This window comes from Nocardia sp. NRRL WC-3656, from assembly GCF_000720265.1.
Lineage (GTDB): Bacteria > Actinomycetota > Actinomycetes > Mycobacteriales > Mycobacteriaceae > Nocardia > Nocardia nova.
Genome location: NZ_JOJF01000009.1, coordinates 181,749 through 204,731 on the forward strand (window position 1 = coordinate 181,749; position 22,983 = coordinate 204,731).

Below are 22,983 nucleotides of genomic sequence, written 5' to 3' on the forward strand. Positions count from 1 at the left end.
CGCATCTACGACGTGACCTACTACCAGGGGATCGGCCCGGGCTCGAGGTGTTCACCGGCACGGTGGTGCCGATTCTGCGCAGCCGCGGGCTGTTTCGCACCGAATACACCGGCACCACGCTGCGCGACCACTTCGGGCTGCCGCGGCCCGGATCGGCCGCGGCGAACTGACGCAGGAATCGTTGCGCTGCATAGTTTTTTAACGTGCCGGGCATTCGTTCGGCGCGGGCAGGCCGCGCAGTCGCTGGTCGAGCCAGTCGATCGCACCCGGGAATCCGGCCATCAGGGTGATGGAATGCTCGCCCAGCACGTTGCGGAACACGGCGGGCACGCCACGAGCGCACTGCGCGCGGAACAGATCGGTCGACTCGACCTCGGGAATCCAGATGTCGAGTATGCCGTGGTAGATGTACAGCGGCGCAGCGGATTTCCGGTCGCGCAGGTCGGTGGCGGCGAACAGGGCGCGGGCCGCGTCGGTGTCGAGCGGATGGGCGGTGTCGGTCGCCAGCTCGATCGGCACACCGGTCACGCCGAGCGGTCCGTTGCTGTCGCCGCAGGTGTCCTTCACCGGGGAGGTGGCCAGCCACTCCCCCAGATGGTTCAGCTGATCCAGCAGTTCCGGATGCTCACGAGCGAAGGCCAGCGCGACGACCATCAGAATGCCCGACGCGATATTGCCGTTGAAGTGACGGGCCACCTCGCTGTAGTCGGTCGCCAGGCCGCCGACCGACACTCCGACGATCGACCCCGCCAACTCGGGCGCGTACTCGCCGAGCAGCATATCCGCCGCATAGGCCGCGATCGCGCCGCCGGAGTAACCGCCGATCGCGAACTTGCTGTCCCCCAGCGTCTTCGGTTCGACCGTCCGCACCGCGCGCATCGCGTCGAGGATCACGTGCCCCGCGACATGCGGTTCGGCATAGGCCATCCACGGACCCTCGTGGTCGGGAACGAGCACTCCGTAGCCGTGCGAGAGGGCCCACCACGTGGTCGGCGGGAAGAGATCACCCGCACTGAATTTGGGATGCAATCCGTGCGCCAGGGCATACCCGGGGGTGCAGCGCAGGCCGAGCGAATTGATCGGGATGGCGTTCACCAGCAGCGGTCGCTGTCCGGGGCCGGTCCAGTTCGCGGCGGGAATCAGCAGGGTCGCCGTGCCGAACGAGGGCGCACCGGTTGCGCCGGTGGAGCGGAATTTCAGCTGCAGTGCGCGGGCGATCGGCACCACGGCCAGCGGCGCGGCCGTGGCCGTCACATCGCGCACCTCGATCGGATCGCCGGGACGCATGGCGTCGAGTCCGGCCGGCCACTGATCGAACAGCGGATCGCCGGCCGGCGGCGACAACACCGCCCGCCACAGCGCGGCGAGTTCGGGCCGCAGTTGGGCATTGGGCGGCGACGGCGCCGGTGGCAGATTCGGCGCCGGAATCGAACGATCGATCCACTGCTGCCATTCGGTCGAGTCCGTGGGAGCCGGGCCGTCGTCCGCGCGACTCGCCGGCAGGCGAACCGTCATCGACACTAGCAGGGCACATGCCGCGAGCACGACGAGCAGCAGCGTCCGAGCTCGTTTCACAGCAACCTCCACAACAGATCGACCAGCCCCGTTCCGGGGCGGTAGTGACTGGAGCCGAGATCGGGTTCGAGATACCCGCCGGGCACCACGATATCCCCGGCTGACGGCACCTGCGCGCAACTCACCGACGTGCCGCCGACCGCCTCGGCCACGACGACGCCGACGTCGAGTACGACCGCCTGGACAATCCGCCGGAAAGGTCTCCGTCTCACGCCGAAAATCACTGTGCCCCTTTGTGAACGACCGCCCCGACGCACGCACACCATACGGTCGGCCGCGACGGCGCAGCGCGCCTCCGGACGCGGTCGTGGAGAACTCACGAAACCGGGCCGTCGATACCGGTGCCCGGCACAACGATTCGACGAGCGAAAAGGTCGCGTTTCATCAAATGTGCATGATGCACCTCATATGTATGATGCAAACGTCGGCTCGTGACATTCGAGGAGTAGGGCGTGGAGAAAGCACAAACCGCCGGGCGTTCCGGCGCGATACTGGCGGTGCTGGCATTCGCCGGCATCGTCGTCTCGCTGACGCAGACGGTGGTCGTGCCGTTACTCGGCCAGCTGCCGCAGATCCTGCACACCAGCCCGGCCAATGCGACCTGGGTGGTCACCGTGAGCCTGCTGGCCTCCGCGGTCACCACACCGGTGTCGGGACGGCTGGGCGACCTCTACGGCAAACGCCTGGTGCTGCTCGGCTCGACCGTGCCGCTGCTGATCGGGTCGGTGATCTGCGCGGTGTCCTCCTCGCTGTGGCCGATGATCGTCGGGCGCGGCCTGCAGGGTATGAGCGCCGGCATCGTGCCCGTCGGCATCGCCGCGCTGCGCGATCTGCTGCCGCGCGAGCGCCTCGGATCGGGTATCGCGCTCATCAGCTCCTCCCTCGGCATCGGCGGCGCGCTGGGTCTGCCGATGGCGGCCGCGGTCATCCAGTACTCCGACTGGCGAGTGCTGTTCTGGACGATGGCCGCGCTCGCGGCGGTGATCGGCGTCCTGATCTTCACCCTGATCCCCGCCACCCCACCGAGTTCCGCCGCGACCGGACGGTTCGACGTGCTCGGCGCCCTCGGCCTCGGCGTGGGCCTGGTGTGTTTGCTGCTCGCGGTGTCCAAGGGGTCGAGCTGGGGCTGGGGCAGCGGCCTGACCATCGGCTTGTTCGTCGCCGCCGTCGTCGTCCTGCTGCTGTGGGGCTGGTGGGAGCTGGCCGCGCGCAACCCGCTCGTCGACCTCCGGGTCACCGCGCGACCGCAGGTGCTGCTGACCAATGCCTCCTCGATGGTCGTCGGCATGGCGATGTACGCCCAGTCGCTGGTGGTGCCGCAGCTGCTGCAGCTGCCGAAGGCCACCGGTTACGGCCTCGGGCAATCGATGATGGCCATGGGCCTGTGGATGGCGCCGGCCGGACTCATGATGATGCTGGTCTCCCCCATCGGGGCCAAACTTTCCGCTCGCAGCGGGCCCAAGATCACCCTGATCGTCGGCTGCGTCATCATCGCCGCCGGATACGGATCGTCGATGGCGCTGATGGGCAGCACCTGGGGCCTGCTGATCGTGACGCTGATCATCAACACCGGCGTGGGATTCGCCTATGGCGCCATGCCGGCCCTGGTGATGGCCGCGGTACCGCAGTCGGAAACGGCCGCCGCCAACAGCTTCAACACGCTGGTGCGTGCGATCGGTACCTCGGTCGCTGCGGCCGTGGTCGGCGCGGTCCTGGCGCAGATGACGATCTCGCTCGGCGGGCATGCCGTGGCCAGCGAAAACGGATTCCGGGTCTCACTGCTGATCGGATGCGGTGTGGCCGTGGCCGGCGCACTGGTGGCGACGTTCATTCCGGGGCACCGGACGGCCGCGATCGCCGCCACCGCCGCTGTGGATATGGATGCCGAGCACAGCTCGCACCCGGCCGCGCACGTCGACGAGACCGCGTCCGCGATCGGCGCGAACGCGGTGCAGCGCAACGGCATCGGGCAGACCCTGCGCGAACCCGCGGTGTCCGGACCGGTCGCCTACGGTCGCGTCCACGACTCCCGCGGTGTGGCGCTGCCGAATGCGGTCCTGACCCTGATCTCGATGTCCGGCCGCCAGATCGGCCGGTCGCTGACGGATGCCGCGGGCTACTTCGAACTCACCGCCCCCGAACCCGGCTCCTATGTATTGATCGCCTCGATCGACGGCCGCCGCCCGGACGCCTCCACCGTGCAGCTCGCGCACCATCCGGTGCCGTGCGATGTGGTGCTCACCGCGATGGCCGGACTGACCGGCACCGTCTCGCGCGATGACGACGGCACCGCCATTCCGGGCGCCCGGGTGTCGGCCCTCGACGCGCGCGGTGAGGTACTCGCCTCCGCGGCCACCGCCGACGACGGCGCGTTCGGCCTCGCGGAACTGCCCGAAGGCGATTTCACGATCGCGGTGAGCGCCAACGGCTTTCACCCGGCCGCCCTCCCGGTGCGAGCCGGTGGCAGCGAGGCGCCGCGCCTCGACGTGTCGCTGCGCCCCTGCGCCCGCCTGCACGGCGTGGTGCGCGGACGCGACGGCCGCCCCCTGCCCGATGCCCTGGTCACCCTCACCGACTGGGACGGCACCGTGGTCGACACCATGGTCACCGGCCCCGACGGCGCCTACACCTTCGCCGACCTGCACGACGGCACCTACACGGTGGTGGCGAGCGGTTACGCACCCGTGCACACTCCGGTGGTGGTCGGCGCCGACGCCGAGGAGCTGAACGTCGAACTGGGGCACGGCAATTCGAGCGCCCACGGATCCGCCGACCAGCTGGCAAGCCCGTATTCGGGCAATTAGTTCCCGTCTCCCGTTCTGTCGAACAGCCTCGGGCGCGCGTCAGGGAAGAGTCGCGGTTCCACCGGGCACCGACCAGCTGGCCAGCATGCGCAGCGCCTGCTGCGACGGGCTGCCCGGCTCGGTCGTGTACAGGTACAGCGTCTGGTCGGAATCGCCAGGGAGAGTGAGGGTTTCGTACTCCACCGTGAGCTCGCCCGCCACCGGGTGACGCAGCCGCTTGGAGCCGTGCGTCCGCTGCAGCACCCGGTGCTCGGCCCACCACTGCCGAAATTCACCGGAGGCGGCGCTCAGCTCCTCGACCAGGGCGAGCCCGGCGCGATCTTCGGGGTTGTTGCCGACATCGAGGCGCAGGCTCTCGACCGCCGCACGGGCCTGCGTTTCCCAGTCGAGGAACAGCTCGCGCGGCTCGCTGCCCAGAAACATCCAGCGCACGTAGTTGCGCTCCCTTGCGGGCAGGGCGGCGAAGTCGGTGAACAGGGCGTGCGCCATCCAGTTGCTCGCCAGCACGTCGGCGCGGCGGCCGAGGACGAGAGCGGGCACCGCGCCGAGGGAGTCGAGCAGCTGGTACAGGCCGGGGCGAACGCGCTGCACCGGCACGCTGCGCCGGGCGATACCGCTCGGACGGCCGATCAGCTGCCCGAGGTATTCGCGCCCCGCGGCGTCGAGGTCGAGCGCGCGGGCGACGGCGTCCACCACGCCGACCGACGGTGTGATCCGCCGGCCCTGTTCGAGCCGGGTGTAGTAGTCGGCGGACACGCCCGCGAGCCGCGCGACCTCCTCGCGGCGCAGGCCGGGAACCCGGCGCACGCGGTTGTCGGCGGGGAGCCCGGCGCGGGCGGGATCGATCTGGGCGCGGGCGCGGCGCAGGAAGTCGGCCAGCTCCCGATTGGGCTCGCTCATACGTCCAGTGTCGCCGGAACCCGCCCGCGCTGCCTGGGTCGCCGCGTCCTACGTTCCGCCGTCCCAGGCCGAAGCGGGCCGGTTATACCGCCTCGACCAGCGGATACGGCGGCCAGACTGGGATCACCGGACCTCGGAGGGAGGTCCGCGAAACCCGAAGGAACGCAACGATGACCGCACCCGCAACCTGGTTCGTGACCGGCGCCTCCCGCGGCCTGGGCCTGGAACTGGTGAAGCAGTTGCTCGCCCGCGGCGAGAACGTCGCCGCCACCACCCGCTCGGCCGAGCGGCTGCTCGCCGCACTCGACGGCATCGACACCGCCCGACTGCTCCCGCTCACCGTCGACCTCGCCGACGAGAGCCAGGTGAGCGCCGCCGTGCGGCACACGCTGGACCGCTTCGGCAGTGTCGAGGTCGTGGTGAACAATGCCGGCTACGGCTACCTCTCCGCGGTCGAGGAGGTGTCCGACGCCGACGCCCGCCGCATGTTCGACATCCAGGTCTTCGGCGTCTGGAACGTGCTGCGGGCACTGCTGCCGCACCTGCGCACCCGCGGTCGTGGACACGTCGTGAACATCTCCTCGGTGCTGGGCATCACCACGGTGCCGGGCTGGGGCCTCTACTCGGCCGGCAAGTTCGCGCTGGAGGGGCTGACCGAAGCCCTGGCGGGCGAGGTCGCCGAGCACGGCATCCGGGTCACTCTGGTGGAGCCGGGCTACTTCCGTACCGATTTCCTCACCACCGACTCGCTCGCTCTGCCCGCTGCCACCACCGACGGCTATGAGTCCATCCGGCGGATGACGAGCGATCACCTCGCGATGCAGGGCACCCAGCTCGGTGATCCGGTGCGCGGCGCAGCCGCGATCCTCGCGCTCGTCGACCGCGGCGACGGACCGCTGCGGCAATTGCTCGGCTCCGATGCCCGCGCCTACGCGACAGCGAAGGTGGAGGCGCTGCGCGCGGACATCGAAGCAGGCGCGGAGCTGGCGCTCAGCACCGATACCCGATAGTCGGACCCCTAGCTGCGCAGTGCGGTGTGCAGCCGGGCCGCGGCAACGGCTCGGCGGCCGTCGCCGATCGGTAGCAATTCCAGTGCGCGCTCGTGGATTTCGATATCGGCCGGCATGCGTTCGCCCAACGCCAGCGCATGGCCGGCATCGCCACCGGCCAGGACCGCCGTGCGGACGGCCACGTCGAGATGTTCCCGCCATTCCACGATGCCGGGTGTCTCCGAATCCGGAAGCAGCGGACCGCGATACAGCCGCAGCGCCGCATCGGTATCTCCGGCGTCCAGCGCGGTGAGCAGATCGGCCGCGTCGCAGCGAATCGGCGCGGTCAGCCGGTAGACGCGGTTGGCGATGGCCGCGTCGGTGGCGCGGCGCAGATGTGAGACGTCGGCCTTGAGGGTGCTCGACACCACCGGGCGGTCGCCGTAGATCGCGTAGTGCAGACGTTCCGGGGTGAAGCCGCCGGGTTCGAGGGCCAGCAGGGTGAGGATTTCGATCTGCCTGGGGCGCAGGCGAATCGGAGTGCCGCACCGGGTGGCGCGTGCGGCGCCGAGACAGCTCAGCCGCAGGCCGGTCGCGGGTGGGGCGAGGGTGCGCAGACGATTCTCGATCGCGGTCACCAGCGATTGCACGGTCGCCATCGCCAGCGGATGGGTGCGATCCCAGGTCGAGGACAGATCCAGGGAACCGAGCCGGCGGCCGTCGGCGCCGTGAACCGGTGCGCAGTAGCAGACCCAGCCGTGCAGCGCGGCCACCAGATGTTCGGCGGAGAACACGCGGTGGGGCCGCCCGGTGCGCAGGGCCAGCGACAGCGCGTTGGTGCCCATATGCGTCTCGTCCCAGCGACCGCCGGGTGCGAAGTTCACGCGCTCGGCGCGCCGGCGCATCACCGGCCCGCCGCACGACCACAGAATCGTTCCGGCGTCGTCGGTGACGGCGGCGACGAAGCCCGCGTCCTCGGCGATGTCGCGCAGTTGCTCGGCCACTTCGGTGACCGGCCGATACAGCGGCGAGTCGAGCCAGCGCGCAGCGATATCGGTGTCACTGCCGGGTGCGCTGTCGCGACCCGGGTCGACCGATCCCAGCGAGCGCCGCCACGATCGACTCACCTCGGCACGTACGGTGCTGTCACACATCGTCTTCGACGCCGACGCCGCGTCCGCTCCGCCGCGAACCCAGCGCGCCCACTCGGATTCGAGCGCGGCTCGCCGCCGCACCAGGGTGCTGCTGTCGTTCATCGTCTTCTTCTCCGCCTTTCCGCCACCGCCCGTGCGGTCGCGTCAACCAGTTGCCAACCCCGTCGCACCACACTGCCGCCATGGACGACTCGACCACCGGGAATCCGGATCTCTCGCCGCACCGGAACGAGTATTCCGGCGCGGAACTGTATGGACTGGCCGTCGCCGATCGCGACGGTTTCTGGGCGCGGCAGGCCGAGCGCCTGCACTGGGACACCCCGTGGCACACCGTGCTGGAACGCCCCGCACCCCATCTCGCCCGCTGGTTCGCCGGCGGCCGGCTCAACGTCGCCTACAACTGCGTGGACCGCCACGTCGACGCCGGTTACGGCGATCAGGTCGCCATCCACTGGGTCGGTGAACCCGGCGACACCCGCGACCTCACCTACGCCGACCTGCAACGCGCCGTCCACCGCGCGGCGAATGGCCTGGCGCGCTCGGGTTTGCGGGCCGGCGACCGCGTCGCGATCCAGCTGCCGATGATTCCGGAGGCCATCGTGACGATGCTGGCCTGCGCCCGGCTGGGCCTGGTGCACAGCGTCGTCTTCGCCGGATTCTCCCCCGCCGCCCTGCGCGCCCGGGTCGACGACGCCGGAGCGCGCGTGGTCGTCACCGCCGACGGTCAGTACCGGCGCGGCGCGGCCGTGCCCATGAAGGAACGGGTCGACGAGGCATTGGCCGGCGCGGCCACGGTGGAGAAGGTGGTCGTCGTCCGCCGCGTCGGCGGCGACCTCGCCGGTGAGCTGCCCTGGACCGAGGGCCGCGACATCTGGTGGGACGAGTTGCTGGCCGGAGTCCCGGATCGGCACGAGTACACCGCGTTCGACGCCGAACATCCGCTGTTCATCCTCTACACCTCGGGCACCACCGGGAAACCGAAGGGCATCCTGCACACCTCGGGCGGCTACCTGACCCAGGCCGCGTACACCCATCGCCTCGTCTTCGACCACGATCCGGGCCGCGACGTGTACTGGTGCACCGCCGATATCGGCTGGATCACCGGGCACACCTATCTGGTGTACGGGCCGCTGGCCAACCGGGCCACCCAGGTGGTCTACGAGGGCACGCCGAACACCCCGCACGAGGGACGGCACTGGGAGATCGTGCAGCGCTACCGGGTGACCATCTACTACACCGCGCCGACGCTGATCCGCACATTCATGAAGTGGGGCAACGACATTCCCGCCCGCTACAACCTGTCGAGCCTGCGGGTGCTGGGCAGCGTGGGCGAACCGATCAATCCCGAGGCGTGGGCCTGGTACCGCGAACACATCGGCGCGGGACGGGCACCGATCGTCGACACCTGGTGGCAGACCGAGACCGGCGCGGCGATGATCGCGCCGCTGCCCGGTACCCGCCGGCCCAAACCCGGTGCGGCACAACAACCCTTGCCGGGCATCTCGGCGAAGGTGGTCGACGACGCGGGCACCGAGGTCGCGCCGGGCGAATCGGGGTATCTGGTGCTCGATCAGCCGTGGCCCGGCATGGTGCGCGGCGTGTGGGGTGACGAGGAACGCTTCCGCGCCACCTACTGGGAACGCTTCGCCGGCCACGGCTACTACTTCGCCGGCGACGGCGCCCGCTACGACACCGACGGCGACATCTGGATCCTCGGCCGCACCGACGACGTCATGAACGTCTCCGGCCATCGGCTCTCGACCGCCGAAATCGAATCGGCGCTGGTATCGCATCCCGCGGTGGCCGAGGCGGCCGTCGTCGGGGCCGCCGACGCGGTGACCGGGCAGCGCATCGTCGCTTTCGTCGTCACTCGCGACGGCAGCGGCGATACCGCCACCGAGGAACTGCGCGCCCACGTCGCCACCGAGATCGGCCCGATCGCCGCGCCCCGCCACATACTGCTCGTGCCCGAACTTCCGAAGACCCGCTCGGGCAAGATCATGCGCCGCATCCTGCGCGACATCGCCGACGGACGCGATATCGGTGAGACCACCACCCTGGCCGATCCCACTGTGGTGGAGCAGATTTCGCGGCAGTTCAGCCCGGCGAACTGACGCGCGCACCGACGCGACCCCGCCGCACAGATCCGGTGCGGCGGAGTCGCTCGTCGCGGGGACATCGGACATCATCGGCCGTCACCTCACGAAAATTCCGTACTTCATCGACGTCGGCGGGCAGGGTCGTCCGTGTCGAACGACCCTGCCCGCCATGCACTCAGCTCAGGTGGTGCACTTCCTGCAGCCCGTACATGGGTGTGGGAATGTGTTCGTACCGCGCCTTCAGCTGCAGTGCGAGATACAGCGAATAGTGGCGCGACTGATGCAGATTGCCGCCGTGGAACCAGAGGCCTTCCTGCTGGGTGGGCTTCCACATATTGCGCAGCTCCCCCTCGAACGGCCCCGGATCCTTGGTGGTACCCGAGCCGTAACCCCAGCATTTGCCGACCTTGTCGGCCACCTCCTGGCCGATCAGATCCGCCGCCCAGCCGTTCATCGAGCCGTACCCGGTGGCGTAGACCACCAGATCCGCCGGCAGTTCGGTACCGTCGTCGAGCACCACCGCATCCTCGGTCAGCTCGCGAATCTGCCCGTGCGCCAAGGCGACATCACCGTTCGCGATCAGCTCGCTCGCGCCGACGTCGATGTAGTAGCCGGAGCCGCGGCGCAGATACTTCAGGAACAGTCCGGAACCGTCGTCACCCCAGTCGAGTTCGAATCCGGCCGCGGTCAGCCGGTCGTAGAAGTCGGCGTCGCGTTCCCGGATGGCGTCGTAGATCGGAATCTGGAACTGGTGCATGATCCGGTAGGGCAGCGAGGCGAAGATCAGATCGGCCTTGTCGGTGGTGATGCCGTTCGCCAGTGCCCGCTCCGAATACAGATCGCCGAGTCCGAGTTCCATCAGCGAATCCGAGCGCACGATATGGGTCGAGGAGCGCTGCACCATCGTCACCTGCGCACCGACCTCCCACAGTGCCGCGCAGATGTCGTGCGCGGAGTTGTTGGAGCCGATCACCACGACCCGCTTCCCCGCGTAGGCGTCCGGCCCCGGATGCCGGCTCGAATGCTGCTGTTCGCCCTTGAACCGCTGCATACCAGGGAAATTCGGAATGTTCGGCTTACCCGACATCCCGGTGGCGAGGACCAGATGCCGCGGGCGCAGCACGACCTGCTCCCCGTCGCGTTCGACCCGAACCGTCCATTCGCCGGTGGTTTCGTCGTAGGCGGCCGAGGTGCAGGTGGTCTTCGACCAGTACGGCACCTCCATCACCCGCGTGTACATCTCCAGCCAGTCGCCGATCTTGTCCTTCGGCGTGAACACCGGCCAGTTTTCCGGAAACGGCAGATACGGCAGGTGGTCGTACCAGACCGGGTCGTGCAGGCACAGCGACTTGTAGCGCTTGCGCCACTGATCGCCGGGCCGATCGTGCTTGTCGACCACCAGCGCCGGCACGCCGAGCTGCCGCAACCGGGCGCCGAGGGCGATACCGCCCTGTCCGCCGCCGATCACCAGCACGTAGGGCTGGGTGCTGTAGCCTAGTTCGCGTTCCTGTCGCTCCCGCTGCTCGGACCAGGTGACGCGCTCGCGGGTGGCCCCGTGCTCAGCCCCCTTGGGCCGGCGCGGCCCCTTGTTCTCCTCCAGCCCCTGCAGTTCGCGCAGGCTGGTGAGCAGCGTCCACGCGCCCTCGTCGGTGAGGCGCAGATGGCCGACCGCACGCCCGACCGCGGTCTCGAATCCGATCCACGCGGTGATCACGCCGTCGTCCTCGGTCGCCGGTTCGGTGGTGTGGAACCCGCGCGGATCGGTGTCGCCGAGCCGCGCGCGCAACATGTCGGCGACCCCCTCGCGGCCCTCGACGGTCTTGATATTCCAGGTGAACGCGACCAGGTCCCGCCAGAAGCTGTCGAGTGCGAACATGCCGGCCGCCGCCTCGATGTCGCGCGCCGCCAGCGCGGATTCGAAGTCGCGCAGCCAGGTTTCGACCCGCTGCTGCGGACCCGCACCGTCGGAACGCTCCGCCACCGGTTCCAATGTCGAGGTCATCGGATACTCCTTCCCAAGATCTGTGACCTACAGCACACGCGAGTCGAACCGGTGTCACAATCGTTGCAAGGCGTTGCACTCTTCAGGAATGGACCACGTGGGCAGCTTCGAGGCGATCACCCCCGGAACGGATCTGCCGCGCTACGCCCGCGACCTCGTGCGCATGCACGACGCGGTCATCGGCGGCGGACGACCGCCGCTGCGCCCGCGCACGGTAGTCGCGCGATCCTGGTCGCGTGTGCTCGCGGCCGGGTTGGCGCCCGATCGGACCAATACCCGCGCGATCCTGCCGCTCGACGAGATCGAACAACGCCGCCGCACCTCACCGTTGCAGGAGGTGATCGGCGATCTGTCGCGCATCCTCACCGGGGTCGCCGACTCCTCGCAGATGATGATGGTCGTCGCCGACGCCGACGGCATCGTGCTGTGGCGCTCGGGCGCCGCGCGGGTACGCGGCCGCGCCGACGAACTCGGCTTCCGCGAAGGGGCCACCTGGACCGAAACCACGGTCGGCACCAACGCCATCGGCACGGCACTCGCCGAAGCCGTTCCGGTGCAACTGTTCTCGGGTGAGCACTTCGAACAGTCGCAGCATCCGTGGTACTGCACCGCGGCGCCGCTGCATGATCCGCGCACCGGCGATCTGCTCGGCGTCGTCGATGTGAGTGGCCCGGCGCTGACGCTGCACCCCACCGTGACCGCGCTGGTCAGCGCCGCGGTGGAGATCGCGCAGGGGCAACTGCTGCACCGCCAGTACGAACGATTGCAGCGGCTGCGCGATACCGCCATGCCCACCCTCTCGGCGCTGCCGGGCCCGGCCCTGGTCATCGACCGGCACGGCTGGGTCGCCCACGCCACCGGGGTGGCACCGGCGCGACGCATCGCGATACCGAATACCGAACGCGCCGTGCAGGTTCCGGGGCTGGGCCTGTGCATCGCCGAACCGCTGGCCGAGGGCTGGCTGCTGCGCCCCACGACCGGCGACACCCGCATCCGCATGACCCTCGACCTGTCCGGCGCACCGGTGGTCCGCAGCACCGGCGGCGAATCCGATTGGCACACACCCCTTTCCCAGCGGCACGCGGAGATCCTGCTGCTCCTGCACCGGCACGGCCGCCGCGGCATGTCGGTCACCGAACTCAGCACGGCGGTCCACGGCGACCCCGACCACGCGGTGGCGATCCGCGCGGAACTGTCGCGGCTGCGCCGCATTCTCGGTTCGGTGATCGACAGCCGGCCCTATCGGATCTCGGCGGCGGTGGAATTCACTCTCGAACTGGGCGATTGCGACACGCTCGCCGACTACGCGGTCCTCCGCGAGCCGAGTGCGCCGCCCGAAAATGACGAGTTTCGGAGGCGCCCCCACGGGTAAGGTCCGAGTATGCGCAGGACGCACTCGTCCGCGGCTGCCGATCACCGCGCGGGCCCGGCTGCCGGGGTGACAGCACTCGAATGCGATTCGCCATGAATACCGTTCCGCCCATCTGCTGGGAGCCGACGGAAATCGATCGCTGTGTGGTGCTCGACCCCGATATCACGCTCGACGCGGTGACGTACCGCCGATTCACCGACGACCTCGTGAAGTTCGTCGTCGAACAGCCCCGCGCGGTCATCGTCCGCGTCGACCGCATGACCATCGCCACCGAAACCGCCCTCACCGCGTTCACCAGCGCCCGGCTGCGCACCGCGAACTGGCCGGGCGTGCCGATTCTCCTCGTCGCCGAGGACACCGAACTACGCCGCCGGCTCGGACACAGCGCGATCCGCCGGTTCCTCGCCGTGCAGCCGAGCGTCGCCGCCGCTGTCGCCGCGTCGGGCGAACCGCCGATCCGCCGCCGGGCCGCCATGACCATGACGCTCTCCCCGGTCACCGGGCATCGAGCGCGCCGGCTCATCGACGACATCTGCGCCGAATGGGACATCGCCGAGATCAGCGAGGCCGCGCAGATCATCGCCACCGAATTCGTCGACAACGCCGATCTGCACGGCCACTTCACCGGCGTGCCCGATATCGACGTGCGGCTGGAATATCGCGAAGATCTGTTCACCGTCGCGGTCGCCGACCCCGACCCCCGCGAAGCGGTGCTGCGCGAACCGGGACCAGGTTCCGTCGGGCGCCGACTGCACGGCCTGCACATCGTGGCGGAGCTGGCCTCGGCATGGGGATGCGCGCCGCGGTGGCCGACCGGCAAGGTGGTGTGGGCGACGCTGGCGACCGCGCGGAACCGGCAGGTCAGCTGACTGCGGCCCCGAGCCCGGTTGCGGCTCCCTTGGCTCGGAAACGTCTCTCCTCCAAGCGGATTCGATACGTCCCATTCGCCACGCTATCCCTGCACCTGAAGCGGACCGACCTTCCTTTTCAACAGAGAACCGGTCCCGGGTGGTCGCCCGAGCAGCTGAGTGAGGGCCTCGACGACGCCTGTTCACCGCATACCCCGCGGGTGCGAATCGAACCTTTTCCCACCGGCCCCGCCGGAATACCTCGCCGCCCGCGGGGTAGGGCGTCCAGTGACCGGCCCAGCGCCCGCCACGACCACCACATCCGACCCCGCTATCGAGGAGTGAACGTGAAAGCAGTTGCGGGAGGATCCGGTCGAGGTGACGCGCGAGCTGACCGGCGGGATCGGCGCCGATCGCGTCATCGACGCGGTCGGAGTCGACGCCCAACGGCCCGAGCAGGGGCCGGCGGCGGACCACCTGCCGGTCGAGACCGACGTCTTCGAGGAAGAACGCCGCCTCGCCGCACCCGAGGGCAATATCGATTCCGGTCAGTGGCTGGTCGGCGACGCACCGAGCCTCGCCGGGCGCTGGGCGGTGCAGGCGGTCGCGAAGGCCGGGTCGGTCGGTGTGATCGGCGTGTATCCGCCCACCTTCGACCGGTTCCCGCTCGGGGTCGTCGTGAACCGCAATCTGACCGTGCAGGGCGGAAACTGCAACCACCATCGTTACGTGCCCGGTCTGCTCGACAAGGTGGGGCGTGGCGATCTCGATCCCACCCGGTTCATCACCCAGCACGCCGAACCGCAGTCGATGATCGATGCCTACGAGGCCTTCGATCTCCGGCGGACCGGCTGGCTGAAAACCGTGGTGCCGATGTAGGTCTGTCCGCCTGATCATCTCCGGCTGCCCCCGCGCCGGCGCGAAGCGCGGGTGGCTAATGTACGGACAGCTCGTGAGAACCCCCGGTTCACCAACCGAGAAGGCACGGGCGATATCAGGCATCGAGAAAGAAGAATCATGCGTCACGTCATTCGCGCAGCCGCGATCGCGGTTCTCGCCACATCCGCCACGGTCGGCGTCGCCGCTCCGGCCTTCGCCGAGTCTGGGTCGCCCGCGACCGCCACGGTCGCGGGCGACCAGGGCACACCGGCCGATCCTGCCGGTACACCGGTCGATCCGACCACGGAATATCTGAATGCGTTCGACACCATCGCCGGTGCGTGGGCCAACGACTCCACGGTCGGCCAGGTCGTGGGCACGGCGGCGGGCCTGGCGGTCGGCTGCCCGCTCGGCGCGATCACCGGCGGCACACTGACCATTCCGGTGCCGGTACTGACTCCGATCGGCATCGTGGGCGGATGCATTCTCGGCGCGGGCACGCTCGGATTCCTCGGTGGCATGGCCGGCGGCATCGCCACCGGCGGCCCGAGCTTGGCGAACGCGGTGGGTGACCAGTACAACTCGCTCCATTCCAAAGGCCTGATCGCACAGTCGATGCCGGCCGAGAGCAACGCGCGGTAATCGACACTCCCCACCGATCAGAGCGGAAGAATTCATGAAGACCACCACCCGGACCATCGCCGTGTCCACCTTGCTCGCCACCGCCGTCGTCGCGGCGGCCGGGGCCGCCCAGGCCGATGTCGTCGCTCCGGCACCCTCCACCCCCGCACCCGTTGCCCCGCAATCGGAGTGGACCAGCACCGACCTGGGCCCCGGCATCCGCTACCAGGACGACACGACCACCGGAACCGCGGCCCTGCAGACTCCGCTCGGCGCGGTGGCGGTGCGCCCCGGACAGTTCGACATTCGCGACGGTGCGGGCAGGACACTGCTCGGAACTCCGATCGAGGTTCCCGCGGCCGCCGATCCCGCCCACCCGACGGCGCCGTCCCAGCCCGTCGCCGGCGCCGTGGAATCGACTGCGGCACAGCCCGGCTCGGTCGCCGATACCCAAATGTCGGATCTCAACCAGGCCGTCGCCGCGGCGGCACCGCACATGGGTCTGGCGATGGCGGTCGGCGCGATGGCCGGTTCGGTGATCGGCGCGGCCGTCGGCTGCCCCCTGGGTATCGCCACCGGCGGCACCCTCGTCTCCGTCGCCACCGCCGGCACCATGACCGTGCCCGCGATGGCCGCGGCCTGCCTGGTCGGCGTGGTCGCGGTGGGCGGCCTCGGCGCGAGCGTCGGCGGTGTCGCGGTCGCCCTTCCGGTCGGAATCGCCGCGGGCACACAGAAGTACAACCAGCTGCAGGCCGAGCACGCGCAGAACGCGCACTGAGCCACCGCCGTGCCCGGCCCTCCGCGCACGCGGCCGGGCACGGCGCCGGACGGCAGGCGACGGCGTGTCGGCGTGACCTGGAGTGGTGCGCGGCGGACAGTGTGCACGATGTCGAGCGGCAGCAGATCGAGCGGAAGAAGTAAGCACCGATGAGTTTGTCCACCCTGGCCCTGGTGCTGGCGCTCGGGCTGGCGGGACCGCTGCTGGCGTGGCGCGAAGCCTGGCACATACCGGTGATCGTCGGCGAGCTGCTGGCCGGAATCGTCTGCGGCGTCACCGGATTCGGGGTGCTCGATGCCTCGGATCCGGTGTTCGCCTTCCTGGCCGATATGGGTTTCGCGCTGGTGATGTTCGTCGCCGGCACCCATGTCCCGATTCGCGATCCGCGGATCCGCTCGGCGCTGGGCATCGGTGGCCTCCGAGCCGTGCTGGTCGGGTCGGCCGCGGCCGTGATCGGCTATCTGCTCGCCGGCTTCTTCGATACCGGGCACGGCGCGATCTATGCGGTGCTGCTCGCCTCCTCCTCGGCCGCGCTGGTGCTGCCGATCATCGATTCCCAAGGGCTGCAGGGCCGATCGGTGCTCGAACTGACGGCGCAGGTGGCCATCGCCGACACCGCGTCGATCGTCGCGCTACCGCTGGTGATCGACGCGGGTAACGCCGGACGCGCCGCGCTGGGTGCGCTGGCGGTGATCGGCACCGCGGTGCTGCTGTTCTTACTGCTGCGGTGGCTGGAACGCTCCGGGCTGCGCCGGCGTGCGCACCGAGTCTCCGAACGCCGCAAATTCGCCCTCGAACTGCGGGTCAGTTTGGCCCTCGTCTTCGGGGTGGCCGCCATCGCCACCCGCACGCACGTGTCGATCATGCTGGCCGGCTTCACGGCCGGACTGGCCGTCGCGGCAGTCGGCGAACCGCGCCGGGTGGCACGGCAATTGTTCGCCGCGACCGACGGATTCCTCGCTCCCCTGTTCTTCGTCTGGCTGGGCGCTCGGTTGAATCTGCGGGAATTCGCCGATCGCCCGCGGTTGATTCTGCTGGGGCTCGCGCTCGGAGCCGGCGCACTGCTGGTGCATCTGCTCATGCGTCTGCTGGGGCAGCCGGTCACATTCGGCGCGCTGGCCGCCGCTCAGATCGGTGTACCGGTGGCCGCCGTCACCGTCGGCACCCAGCTGCATGTGCTGCACCCGGCCGAGGCGGCGGCGATGATGCTGGGCGCGCTGGTGACGATCGTCGCGGCGGCGGTGGCTGCCGCGCTCGCGGCGCGACGGCCGCCGGTGGCGGATCCCGTCGCGCCGTGAACGAGGGTCAGGGTTTGTGCGCCACCACCGCGAACATGGTCACCGAGAAGTGATAGTCGCCGGTCTCGGCACCGCGCCGGATTTCGGCCAGAACGTAGTCGCGCTGGGCAGCGGTGATCAGCCCGTCGGCCACGCCCCGGTCGGTGGCCGCCGTGAACATCGGGAGGATCGACTCGGGTTCCCAGATCACGGCCTCGGAACCGATATCGTCGATCAGCAGGCCGGCGTCGACCAGCCGTCCCCGTAAATGCCTGCCGGAGTTGCGATTCGGACTGTTGGTTTCCATCCGCTGCTGCAACGCCGCGACGACCTCGGGATCGCCGGGATGGAAGATCGCTGTCGACCAGTCGCTGTCGATCAGCACCACCCGCCCGCCCGGTCGCAGCACCCGCGCGATCTCCGCGGTGGCCTTCGCCGGATCGTCGAGGTGCTGATAGACCCGCTCACAGCGCACCGCGTCGACAGACGCGTCCGGCAGCGGCAGATCGTAGGCCGATCCCTCGATGAATTCGGCCCGTACGTCCGCGGCGCGTTCGCGCGCCACCGCCAGCATCGACGGATTCGGATCGATACCGATGGCCCGCCCGGCCGGACCGACCAGCGCGGCCAGCTCCACTACTTCGGTGCCGGTGCCGGAGCCCACATCGAGGGCGGTTTCGCCGGGTCGCAGCGCCAGCGCGGCGCGCGCCCACTCGCGCATCCGCACCACGCCGGGTAAGGCGGCCTGATTGTCGAGTATCCGGACGATCAGCTCCTGCTCCGGGTGGTCGACCTGGTCGATGTGGAAGGAAGGAACGCCTCGTTGATCGCTCACCCCGCCAGTATGCCCGCGCGATCAGTCGAACAGCAGGTGTGCGGCGTGGGCGAGTACATCCGATCTGCTCTCGCCGGGATGCTCGGCCTTGATCAGGCGATTGGCGATGACCATCGAAAAAGACAGCAGCGCAACGGCTTCCACATCCTCGGGTGCGACGCCGGAGTTCCGCAGCAGCGTGCGCAGATAGTCCATTCTGGCGTTGTCCACTTTCCGCAGCCGTGCCTCCACCGCCGGGTCGCGCCGAGCCCATGCCCGGATGGCCAGATCCAGCGGCGTCAGATCCTCGGCGAAGGTCAGCGTGCCCGCCCGCCGGATCATGCGCTTCGGATCGCCGCCCTCGCGCTCGACCTGTTCGCGCACATCGTCGACGGCGCGCCGCTCCCAGTCGTCGAGCATCGCCTCGAGTAGTTCGTCGCGGGAGCGGAACTGCCGGTAGAAGCCGCCGCGGGTCACGCCGAGCTGCGCCGCCAGCGCCTCCACCCGCACCGCATCGGGGCCGTGGTGCTCCAGCACGGAGAGCCCGGCATCGATCCACGCCTGCCGCGGAGTTCGCACCGGTGGCGCCATCACATCCTCCTTCTCGCCCGGCCCGATATGCCCTTGATTAGATCACCCTTCGATAGATACAGTACTGTTCTGTATCTATCGTGCAGTACCGAAACCAGAAGGTTCTCGTCATGTCCGTCCACACCTCCCCCACCGTCCGTCAATGCGGAATCACCGCCGACCTGCTCGCCCTCACCACCCTGGACGACGTCGTCTACATCGACAGCCACGTGCTGGAAACCCCCGCCGCCACCGCCCGGACCGCCGAGCAGTGGGCCCGCGCGATCATGGAGGACGTTCCCGAGGACGTTCGTACGCGATTGCGGGCGGCGTGGGCCGGTATCGAACTCGGCCTCACCCCCGGCGCGGCGGACACCGTCGCCGGCTGGCGCATCACCTTCTCCGCACCGGAATGCCTTCTACTGCGGGCCGATTCGGGTCTCGGATTCCACGGCGAACTGGCGCTCGAGATCCGTGCGGGCGTCGTCGCGCTGGCCACCTTCGTGGCCATGCGCGCGACACGCGCGCCGGATGTGTGGTTCGGCGTGGTCCCCGGCCATCTGGCGTTCGTGCGCTCACTTCTCGAACGAGCCGGCAGTGCGGAGCCGGCGGCGAGGTGACCGAGCGGTCAGTACCTCGCGACGCGGCTCAGTACCTCCACCTGCAGGCGTCGGCGATCTGCTCGGGCGTGGCATCGGAGAACAGCGCGATCTCACCGCGCCGCACGCTGCCGATGGTGTCGGCGAGGTCGTCGCCGAATGCCGCGCACAGCGCCTCGTCGGCTTCGAAAGCCGCCACCGCGTCCGCGAGTGTGGTGGGCAACGGGGTGATCCCGCGCGCGGACCGGGTGGCGGAGTCGAGTCGGGCCGGATCGCCGGCGACCGGCTCGGGCAGGGTCGCGCCCGCCTGCAAGCCCGCCCGGCCCGCCGCCAGCAGGCCCGCCAACGCCAGGTACGGGTTGGCGGCAGCGTCGAACGTCTTGATCTCGATATTGGCCGCGCGGTCGCGCTCACCTTCGCTTCCGGTGATGTAGCGCAGGGCGGCCTCCCGGTTCTCCAATCCCCAGCATCGGAAGACACCCGCCCAGTGACTGGGCTGCAAGCGCAGGTAGCTTGCCACGGCCGGGCAGCCGACGGTCAGTAGCGCGGGCAGACGGTCCAGGATCCCCGCGGCGAAGTGCTCTCCCTCCGCACCGATTCCGAAAGGACCGGGACCGCCGTACATCCGGTTCACCCCTTCCCGCCACAGGCTCAGATGGACGTGGCCGCCGTTACCGACGACACCGGGCACGACCACCGGGCTGAACGTCGCCCGCAAGCCGTGAGCGCCGCTGACGGCCCGGACGATCTCGCGCACCAGCACCGCGTTGTCGGCGGTGCGGACGGGATCACCGGAGGCGATGGAGAGTTCGAACTGCCCCACCTCGTATTCGGGATGTATCTGCTCGACGCCGATACCGCTGTCGCGCACCTTCGACACCACATCGCGCAGATACGAGGCCAGTTCGCTCAGCCTGGCCATCCCGTAAGCGGGCGCCGAGGTGGCGGGGCTGAACGTGTCCGGGTCGGCCGGGTCGGGGCGCGACAACGTCCATTCCAATTCGATCGCGGTGCGCAACTCGTAGCCGTCGTCGGCCAGCTCGGCGACGAGCCGGCGCAGCAGCAACCGGGAATCGCGCGGATGCGGCGTACCGCTTTGCGTATAGCGATCCGCGGGCGCCCATGCCCATCCCGGAAGCGCGGCCACGGCGGTGACCCGATCGAGGTCCGGGTACAGCCGTAGGTCACCGGTCGGGCCACCGGCGACATGCTCGGTCAGGATGGAATCGTCGACCAGGAATGCGTCGAAGACCGGCGAGGCGCCGATCCCCCAGGCCGCAGCGTGGGAGAACCGTTCCACCGGAACGGCTTTCATCCGGACGATGCCGCTGGTGTCGACCCAGGTGACCGCCACGGCGTCGATGTCGCGGGCACTCAGTGTGGCGGCGACGGCGCTCGCCCGATCCGCACGGTCGCGGCGCAACTGCTCGGTCAGTGGTTCCACGTCGACTCCCGGGAGTTCGATGGAAGCCGGCACAACCAGACACAATCGCCGGCGGGTGGCCGCGTTCGAGACTACGCGCCGATGTCTCGATCGCCCGCACTTCCGCCGCTACCACGCCGGATCACTCGACGGCACCCACTCACACGGAACCTACTCGAAAACCATCCGCGACGACGCGAGATCACCGCATGGACAGGCAGCCCTGGAAGGTCTGGAAATCGCCCGCGAAACCGGGGCCGCCGCTGCACACCGGCGTCCCGACGCCGGAGACCGTGACCGTGGCACCCGGCCCGGCGATGCCGATGGCCAGCCCGGGGCGGACCCCGCTCAGGTCGGCCGTCGCGCCGGGTCCGACCGCGATCGCCGCGGGCCCCGACCACGGCCCCGACGTGGACCGGGCGATACCACCGCCCTGCGCGATGGCCAGCGACAAACTCGTCGGCCCGGCATTCGCCGTGGCCGTACCGTTGATGCCGTAGGCGGCCGCCGCGCTCCCACCGGCGCTGGTGGCCGAACACGCGGCATCGGCACCCGTCTGGGCGACCGAGCCGGCGCCCGGCGCCGGACAGCTGGTGGAGTCGGCTTGGGCCGGCGCGGCCAGCAACGCGGCCGAGGTCAAGGCGATACCTCCGCCGGAAACGAGAGCGAACAGCGCGCGTCGAGCGGAAGAACGAGACATGAGGGCCTCCTCTGATTGGTTGGTTCTCGGCCAGGGTACCCCGTAATTCGATGCATAAACGATGCGTCTCATCTTTTGTTGCATCGATTGCAGCATGACGTCGCCCGTCCGGCCCTACCTCGCACGAAGCCGTTCCGAACCGATCATCGAGGTCACCCGGCGCATACCCGGCCGGGACGGACAACTTCCGCTCATGTGCATCATTTATGCATCGTTTGCTGTAGCCTTGGGTTCAGACGTCGAGGGAGGATCCCCGGACGGGCCGGAATACGCGGTCTCGATCCCCGCCTCGGAGAGCCAGCCGGCACCCCATATCGCTGTACCGCCGAACCGAGGAGTGGACGTGAGCGTCACTATCGACAATTCGTACCGATTGTGTTCCCCTGCAACAATTCTGGCCGACCACCCGGTGAATACGGTGGACGGTGTCGCGCGGTGGCGTACCGCGGTGCGGGATCGAGTCCTGACCGAACTGGACGCGTTCCTGCGCGAGAATCGCATAGGCGCCGTGCAGGAAATCGCCGTCGACGACATCGCCCGCCGCTACGTGGCAGGCGGCAAATGCCTGCGATCGACATTCATGTACATCGGCTGGCTGTGCGGCGAGGCACCCGACGCCGCCGCAGTGCGAGCCGCCGCCGCGCTGGAACTGGTCCATGCCTTCGCGATGATCCAGGACGATGTGATGGACGAGTCGGAGCTACGCCGCGGCGCGCCCACCGGGCATATCGCCTTCGCCGACGCACATCGGCACCGGCGAATGCCCGGCGACGCGGGTCGTTTCGGAGAGTCGGCGGCCGTGCTCCTCGGCGATATCTGCCTGGTCTGGGCGGACAAGATGCTGCGCGAGAGCGGGATTCGCCCCGATTGCCTGTACCGCGTGTGGCCGCGCTTCGACGAGATGCGCATCGAGCTGGCGGTGGGACAGTTCGGCGATCTGCTCAACGACGTCCGCACGGAACCGGATTTCGGGCAGGTGTTGGCGCTGGCACGTGCGAAATCCGGCAACTACACCGTGCGCCGGCCACTCGAACTCGGCGCGGCGATGGCCGGATGCGACGAGTCGACCCTGTCGGCGCTGAGCCGGTACGGACGCGCCGTGGGCGAGGCATTCCAGATGCGCGACGACCTGCTGGGAGTATTCGGAACCCCCGATGCCACAGGCAAACCCGGTGACGGAGATCTGACGCAGCACAAGGCGACCACCGTGGTGATCGCCGCCCGCCAGCTCGCCGAACCCGCCGCCCGCCGCGAACTCGACACGCTGCTGTCCGCACCGGTCGTCGACGCCGGCGCCACCGACAGACTGCGCGCCCTGATCACCGATTCCGGAGCACCCGCCCGGATCGAGGCGATGATCAGCGATCGCGTCGGCGAGGCGCGGCGCACCATCGAGAGCACGACCCTGCCCGAACCGATGCGCCGCGTACTCGACGGTATGGGCCTCATCTGCGTCACCCGGCACCCCTGAGGAGGAATCTCTCAATGAGGTTGTCAAGTCCTACTGGTGATTTCCGGGTTTGCTGATGGGGTCAGGTTGCGGGGGCGGGCTGGTAGGTCTTGTGGTCGCGGAGCATGG

The 22,983-nt window shown here is 69.3% G+C and carries 21 protein-coding genes and 1 pseudogene; 13 read left to right on the top strand and 9 right to left on the bottom strand.

What is annotated here, in order from left to right; genetic code table 11:
- Positions 1-47: 47 nt before the first annotated feature.
- A complete protein-coding gene (locus IG65_RS39580; RefSeq protein ID WP_255359456.1) occupies positions 48-170 on the top strand; it encodes a hypothetical protein in 123 nt (40 codons plus the stop codon).
- A 28-nt stretch (positions 171-198) separates the two neighbouring features.
- Here IG65_RS39580 and IG65_RS0114405 read toward each other — a convergent pair whose 3' ends face one another.
- Together IG65_RS0114405 and IG65_RS0114410 are read right to left on the bottom strand one after the other, a co-directional pair.
- Positions 199-1,575, bottom strand: coding sequence for a lipase family protein (locus IG65_RS0114405; protein WP_231509199.1), 1,377 nt, complete (start codon positions 1,573-1,575; stop codon positions 199-201).
- Positions 1,572-1,787, bottom strand: coding sequence for a hypothetical protein (locus tag IG65_RS0114410; protein WP_156055606.1), 216 nt, complete (start codon positions 1,785-1,787; stop codon positions 1,572-1,574). The genes IG65_RS0114405 and IG65_RS0114410 overlap by 4 nt, the downstream gene beginning before the upstream one ends.
- Positions 1,788-2,027: 240 nt before the next feature.
- Between IG65_RS0114410 and IG65_RS39095 the strand changes: the two are divergent.
- Both IG65_RS39095 and IG65_RS39100 read left to right on the top strand, forming a co-directional pair.
- Positions 2,028-3,434: pseudogene (locus IG65_RS39095) on the top strand (MFS transporter); the annotation flags it as partial.
- A gap of 18 nt (positions 3,435-3,452) precedes the next feature.
- Positions 3,453-4,379, top strand: coding sequence for a collagen binding domain-containing protein (locus tag IG65_RS39100; RefSeq protein ID WP_255359455.1), 927 nt, complete (start codon positions 3,453-3,455; stop codon positions 4,377-4,379).
- 39 nt (positions 4,380-4,418) lie between these two features.
- Here IG65_RS39100 and IG65_RS0114420 read toward each other — a convergent pair whose 3' ends face one another.
- On the bottom strand, positions 4,419-5,279 hold the full coding sequence (locus IG65_RS0114420; protein ID WP_030515421.1) for a helix-turn-helix transcriptional regulator: 861 nt from the start codon (positions 5,277-5,279) through the stop codon (positions 4,419-4,421).
- A gap of 170 nt (positions 5,280-5,449) precedes the next feature.
- Between IG65_RS0114420 and IG65_RS0114425 the strand changes: the two genes are divergently transcribed.
- On the top strand, positions 5,450-6,289 hold the full coding sequence (locus tag IG65_RS0114425; RefSeq protein WP_030515422.1) for an SDR family NAD(P)-dependent oxidoreductase: 840 nt from the start codon (positions 5,450-5,452) through the stop codon (positions 6,287-6,289).
- An 8-nt stretch (positions 6,290-6,297) separates the two neighbouring features.
- On the opposite strand, the gene IG65_RS0114430 is transcribed toward IG65_RS0114425, so the two are convergent.
- Positions 6,298-7,524 carry a helix-turn-helix domain-containing protein gene (locus IG65_RS0114430; protein WP_030515423.1) on the bottom strand — a complete coding sequence of 409 codons (1,227 nt, stop codon included), beginning with the start codon at positions 7,522-7,524 and terminating at the stop codon, positions 6,298-6,300.
- An 80-nt stretch (positions 7,525-7,604) separates the two neighbouring features.
- Between IG65_RS0114430 and acs the strand changes: the two genes are divergently transcribed.
- A complete protein-coding gene (gene acs, locus IG65_RS0114435; RefSeq protein ID WP_030515424.1) occupies positions 7,605-9,536 on the top strand; it encodes an acetate--CoA ligase in 1,932 nt (643 codons plus the stop codon).
- A 160-nt stretch (positions 9,537-9,696) separates the two neighbouring features.
- On the opposite strand, the gene IG65_RS0114440 is transcribed toward acs, so the two are convergent.
- Entirely contained in the window at positions 9,697-11,523 is a 1,827-nt protein-coding gene (locus IG65_RS0114440; RefSeq protein WP_030515425.1) for an NAD(P)/FAD-dependent oxidoreductase, read from the bottom strand.
- Between the two features lie 97 nt (positions 11,524-11,620).
- Here IG65_RS0114440 and IG65_RS0114445 point away from each other — a divergent pair, with 97 nt between their 5' ends.
- From IG65_RS0114445 to IG65_RS0114470, 6 genes are all read left to right on the top strand, one after another.
- The gene (locus IG65_RS0114445; RefSeq protein ID WP_051756011.1) at positions 11,621-12,895 is read left to right on the top strand and encodes a GAF domain-containing protein; all 1,275 of its coding nucleotides are present in this window, start codon (positions 11,621-11,623) and stop codon (positions 12,893-12,895) included.
- 92 nt (positions 12,896-12,987) lie between these two features.
- On the top strand, positions 12,988-13,764 hold the full coding sequence (locus IG65_RS0114450; RefSeq protein WP_030515427.1) for an ATP-binding protein: 777 nt from the start codon (positions 12,988-12,990) through the stop codon (positions 13,762-13,764).
- Positions 13,765-14,121: 357 nt separating this feature from the next.
- Positions 14,122-14,622, top strand: coding sequence for a hypothetical protein (locus tag IG65_RS0114455; RefSeq protein WP_156055608.1), 501 nt, complete (start codon positions 14,122-14,124; stop codon positions 14,620-14,622).
- Positions 14,623-14,760: 138 nt separating this feature from the next.
- On the top strand, positions 14,761-15,264 hold the full coding sequence (locus tag IG65_RS35880; RefSeq protein WP_030515429.1) for a hypothetical protein: 504 nt from the start codon (positions 14,761-14,763) through the stop codon (positions 15,262-15,264).
- Between the two features lie 34 nt (positions 15,265-15,298).
- On the top strand, positions 15,299-16,021 hold the full coding sequence (locus IG65_RS35885; protein ID WP_030515430.1) for a hypothetical protein: 723 nt from the start codon (positions 15,299-15,301) through the stop codon (positions 16,019-16,021).
- A gap of 149 nt (positions 16,022-16,170) precedes the next feature.
- Complete coding sequence (locus IG65_RS0114470) at positions 16,171-17,319, top strand: cation:proton antiporter (RefSeq protein ID WP_030515431.1); 1,149 nt, start codon at positions 16,171-16,173, stop codon at positions 17,317-17,319.
- A gap of 7 nt (positions 17,320-17,326) precedes the next feature.
- Here the strand turns inward: IG65_RS0114470 and IG65_RS0114475 are convergent, their stop codons facing one another.
- Together IG65_RS0114475 and IG65_RS0114480 are read right to left on the bottom strand one after the other, a co-directional pair.
- A complete protein-coding gene (locus tag IG65_RS0114475) occupies positions 17,327-18,133 on the bottom strand; it encodes a methyltransferase domain-containing protein (protein WP_036524442.1) in 807 nt (268 codons plus the stop codon).
- 21 nt (positions 18,134-18,154) lie between these two features.
- Entirely contained in the window at positions 18,155-18,703 is a 549-nt protein-coding gene (locus tag IG65_RS0114480; RefSeq protein ID WP_030515433.1) for a TetR/AcrR family transcriptional regulator, read from the bottom strand.
- Between the two features lie 110 nt (positions 18,704-18,813).
- Here IG65_RS0114480 and IG65_RS0114485 point away from each other — a divergent pair, with 110 nt between their 5' ends.
- Positions 18,814-19,302 (top strand): hypothetical protein, encoded by a 489-nt coding sequence (locus tag IG65_RS0114485; protein WP_030515434.1) that lies wholly within the window; start codon positions 18,814-18,816, stop codon positions 19,300-19,302.
- Between the two features lie 28 nt (positions 19,303-19,330).
- On the opposite strand, the gene IG65_RS0114490 is transcribed toward IG65_RS0114485, so the two are convergent.
- The gene (locus IG65_RS0114490) at positions 19,331-20,725 is read right to left on the bottom strand and encodes a glutamine synthetase family protein (RefSeq protein ID WP_231509201.1); all 1,395 of its coding nucleotides are present in this window, start codon (positions 20,723-20,725) and stop codon (positions 19,331-19,333) included.
- Positions 20,726-20,906: 181 nt separating this feature from the next.
- Positions 20,907-21,404: a DUF6764 family protein gene (locus IG65_RS0114495; RefSeq protein ID WP_030515436.1), complete on the bottom strand. Its 498-nt coding sequence runs from the start codon at positions 21,402-21,404 to the stop codon at positions 20,907-20,909.
- 343 nt (positions 21,405-21,747) lie between these two features.
- Here IG65_RS0114495 and IG65_RS0114500 point away from each other — a divergent pair, with 343 nt between their 5' ends.
- A complete protein-coding gene (locus tag IG65_RS0114500; protein ID WP_369801542.1) occupies positions 21,748-22,875 on the top strand; it encodes a polyprenyl synthetase family protein in 1,128 nt (375 codons plus the stop codon).
- The last annotated feature ends 108 nt before the right edge of the window (positions 22,876-22,983 follow it).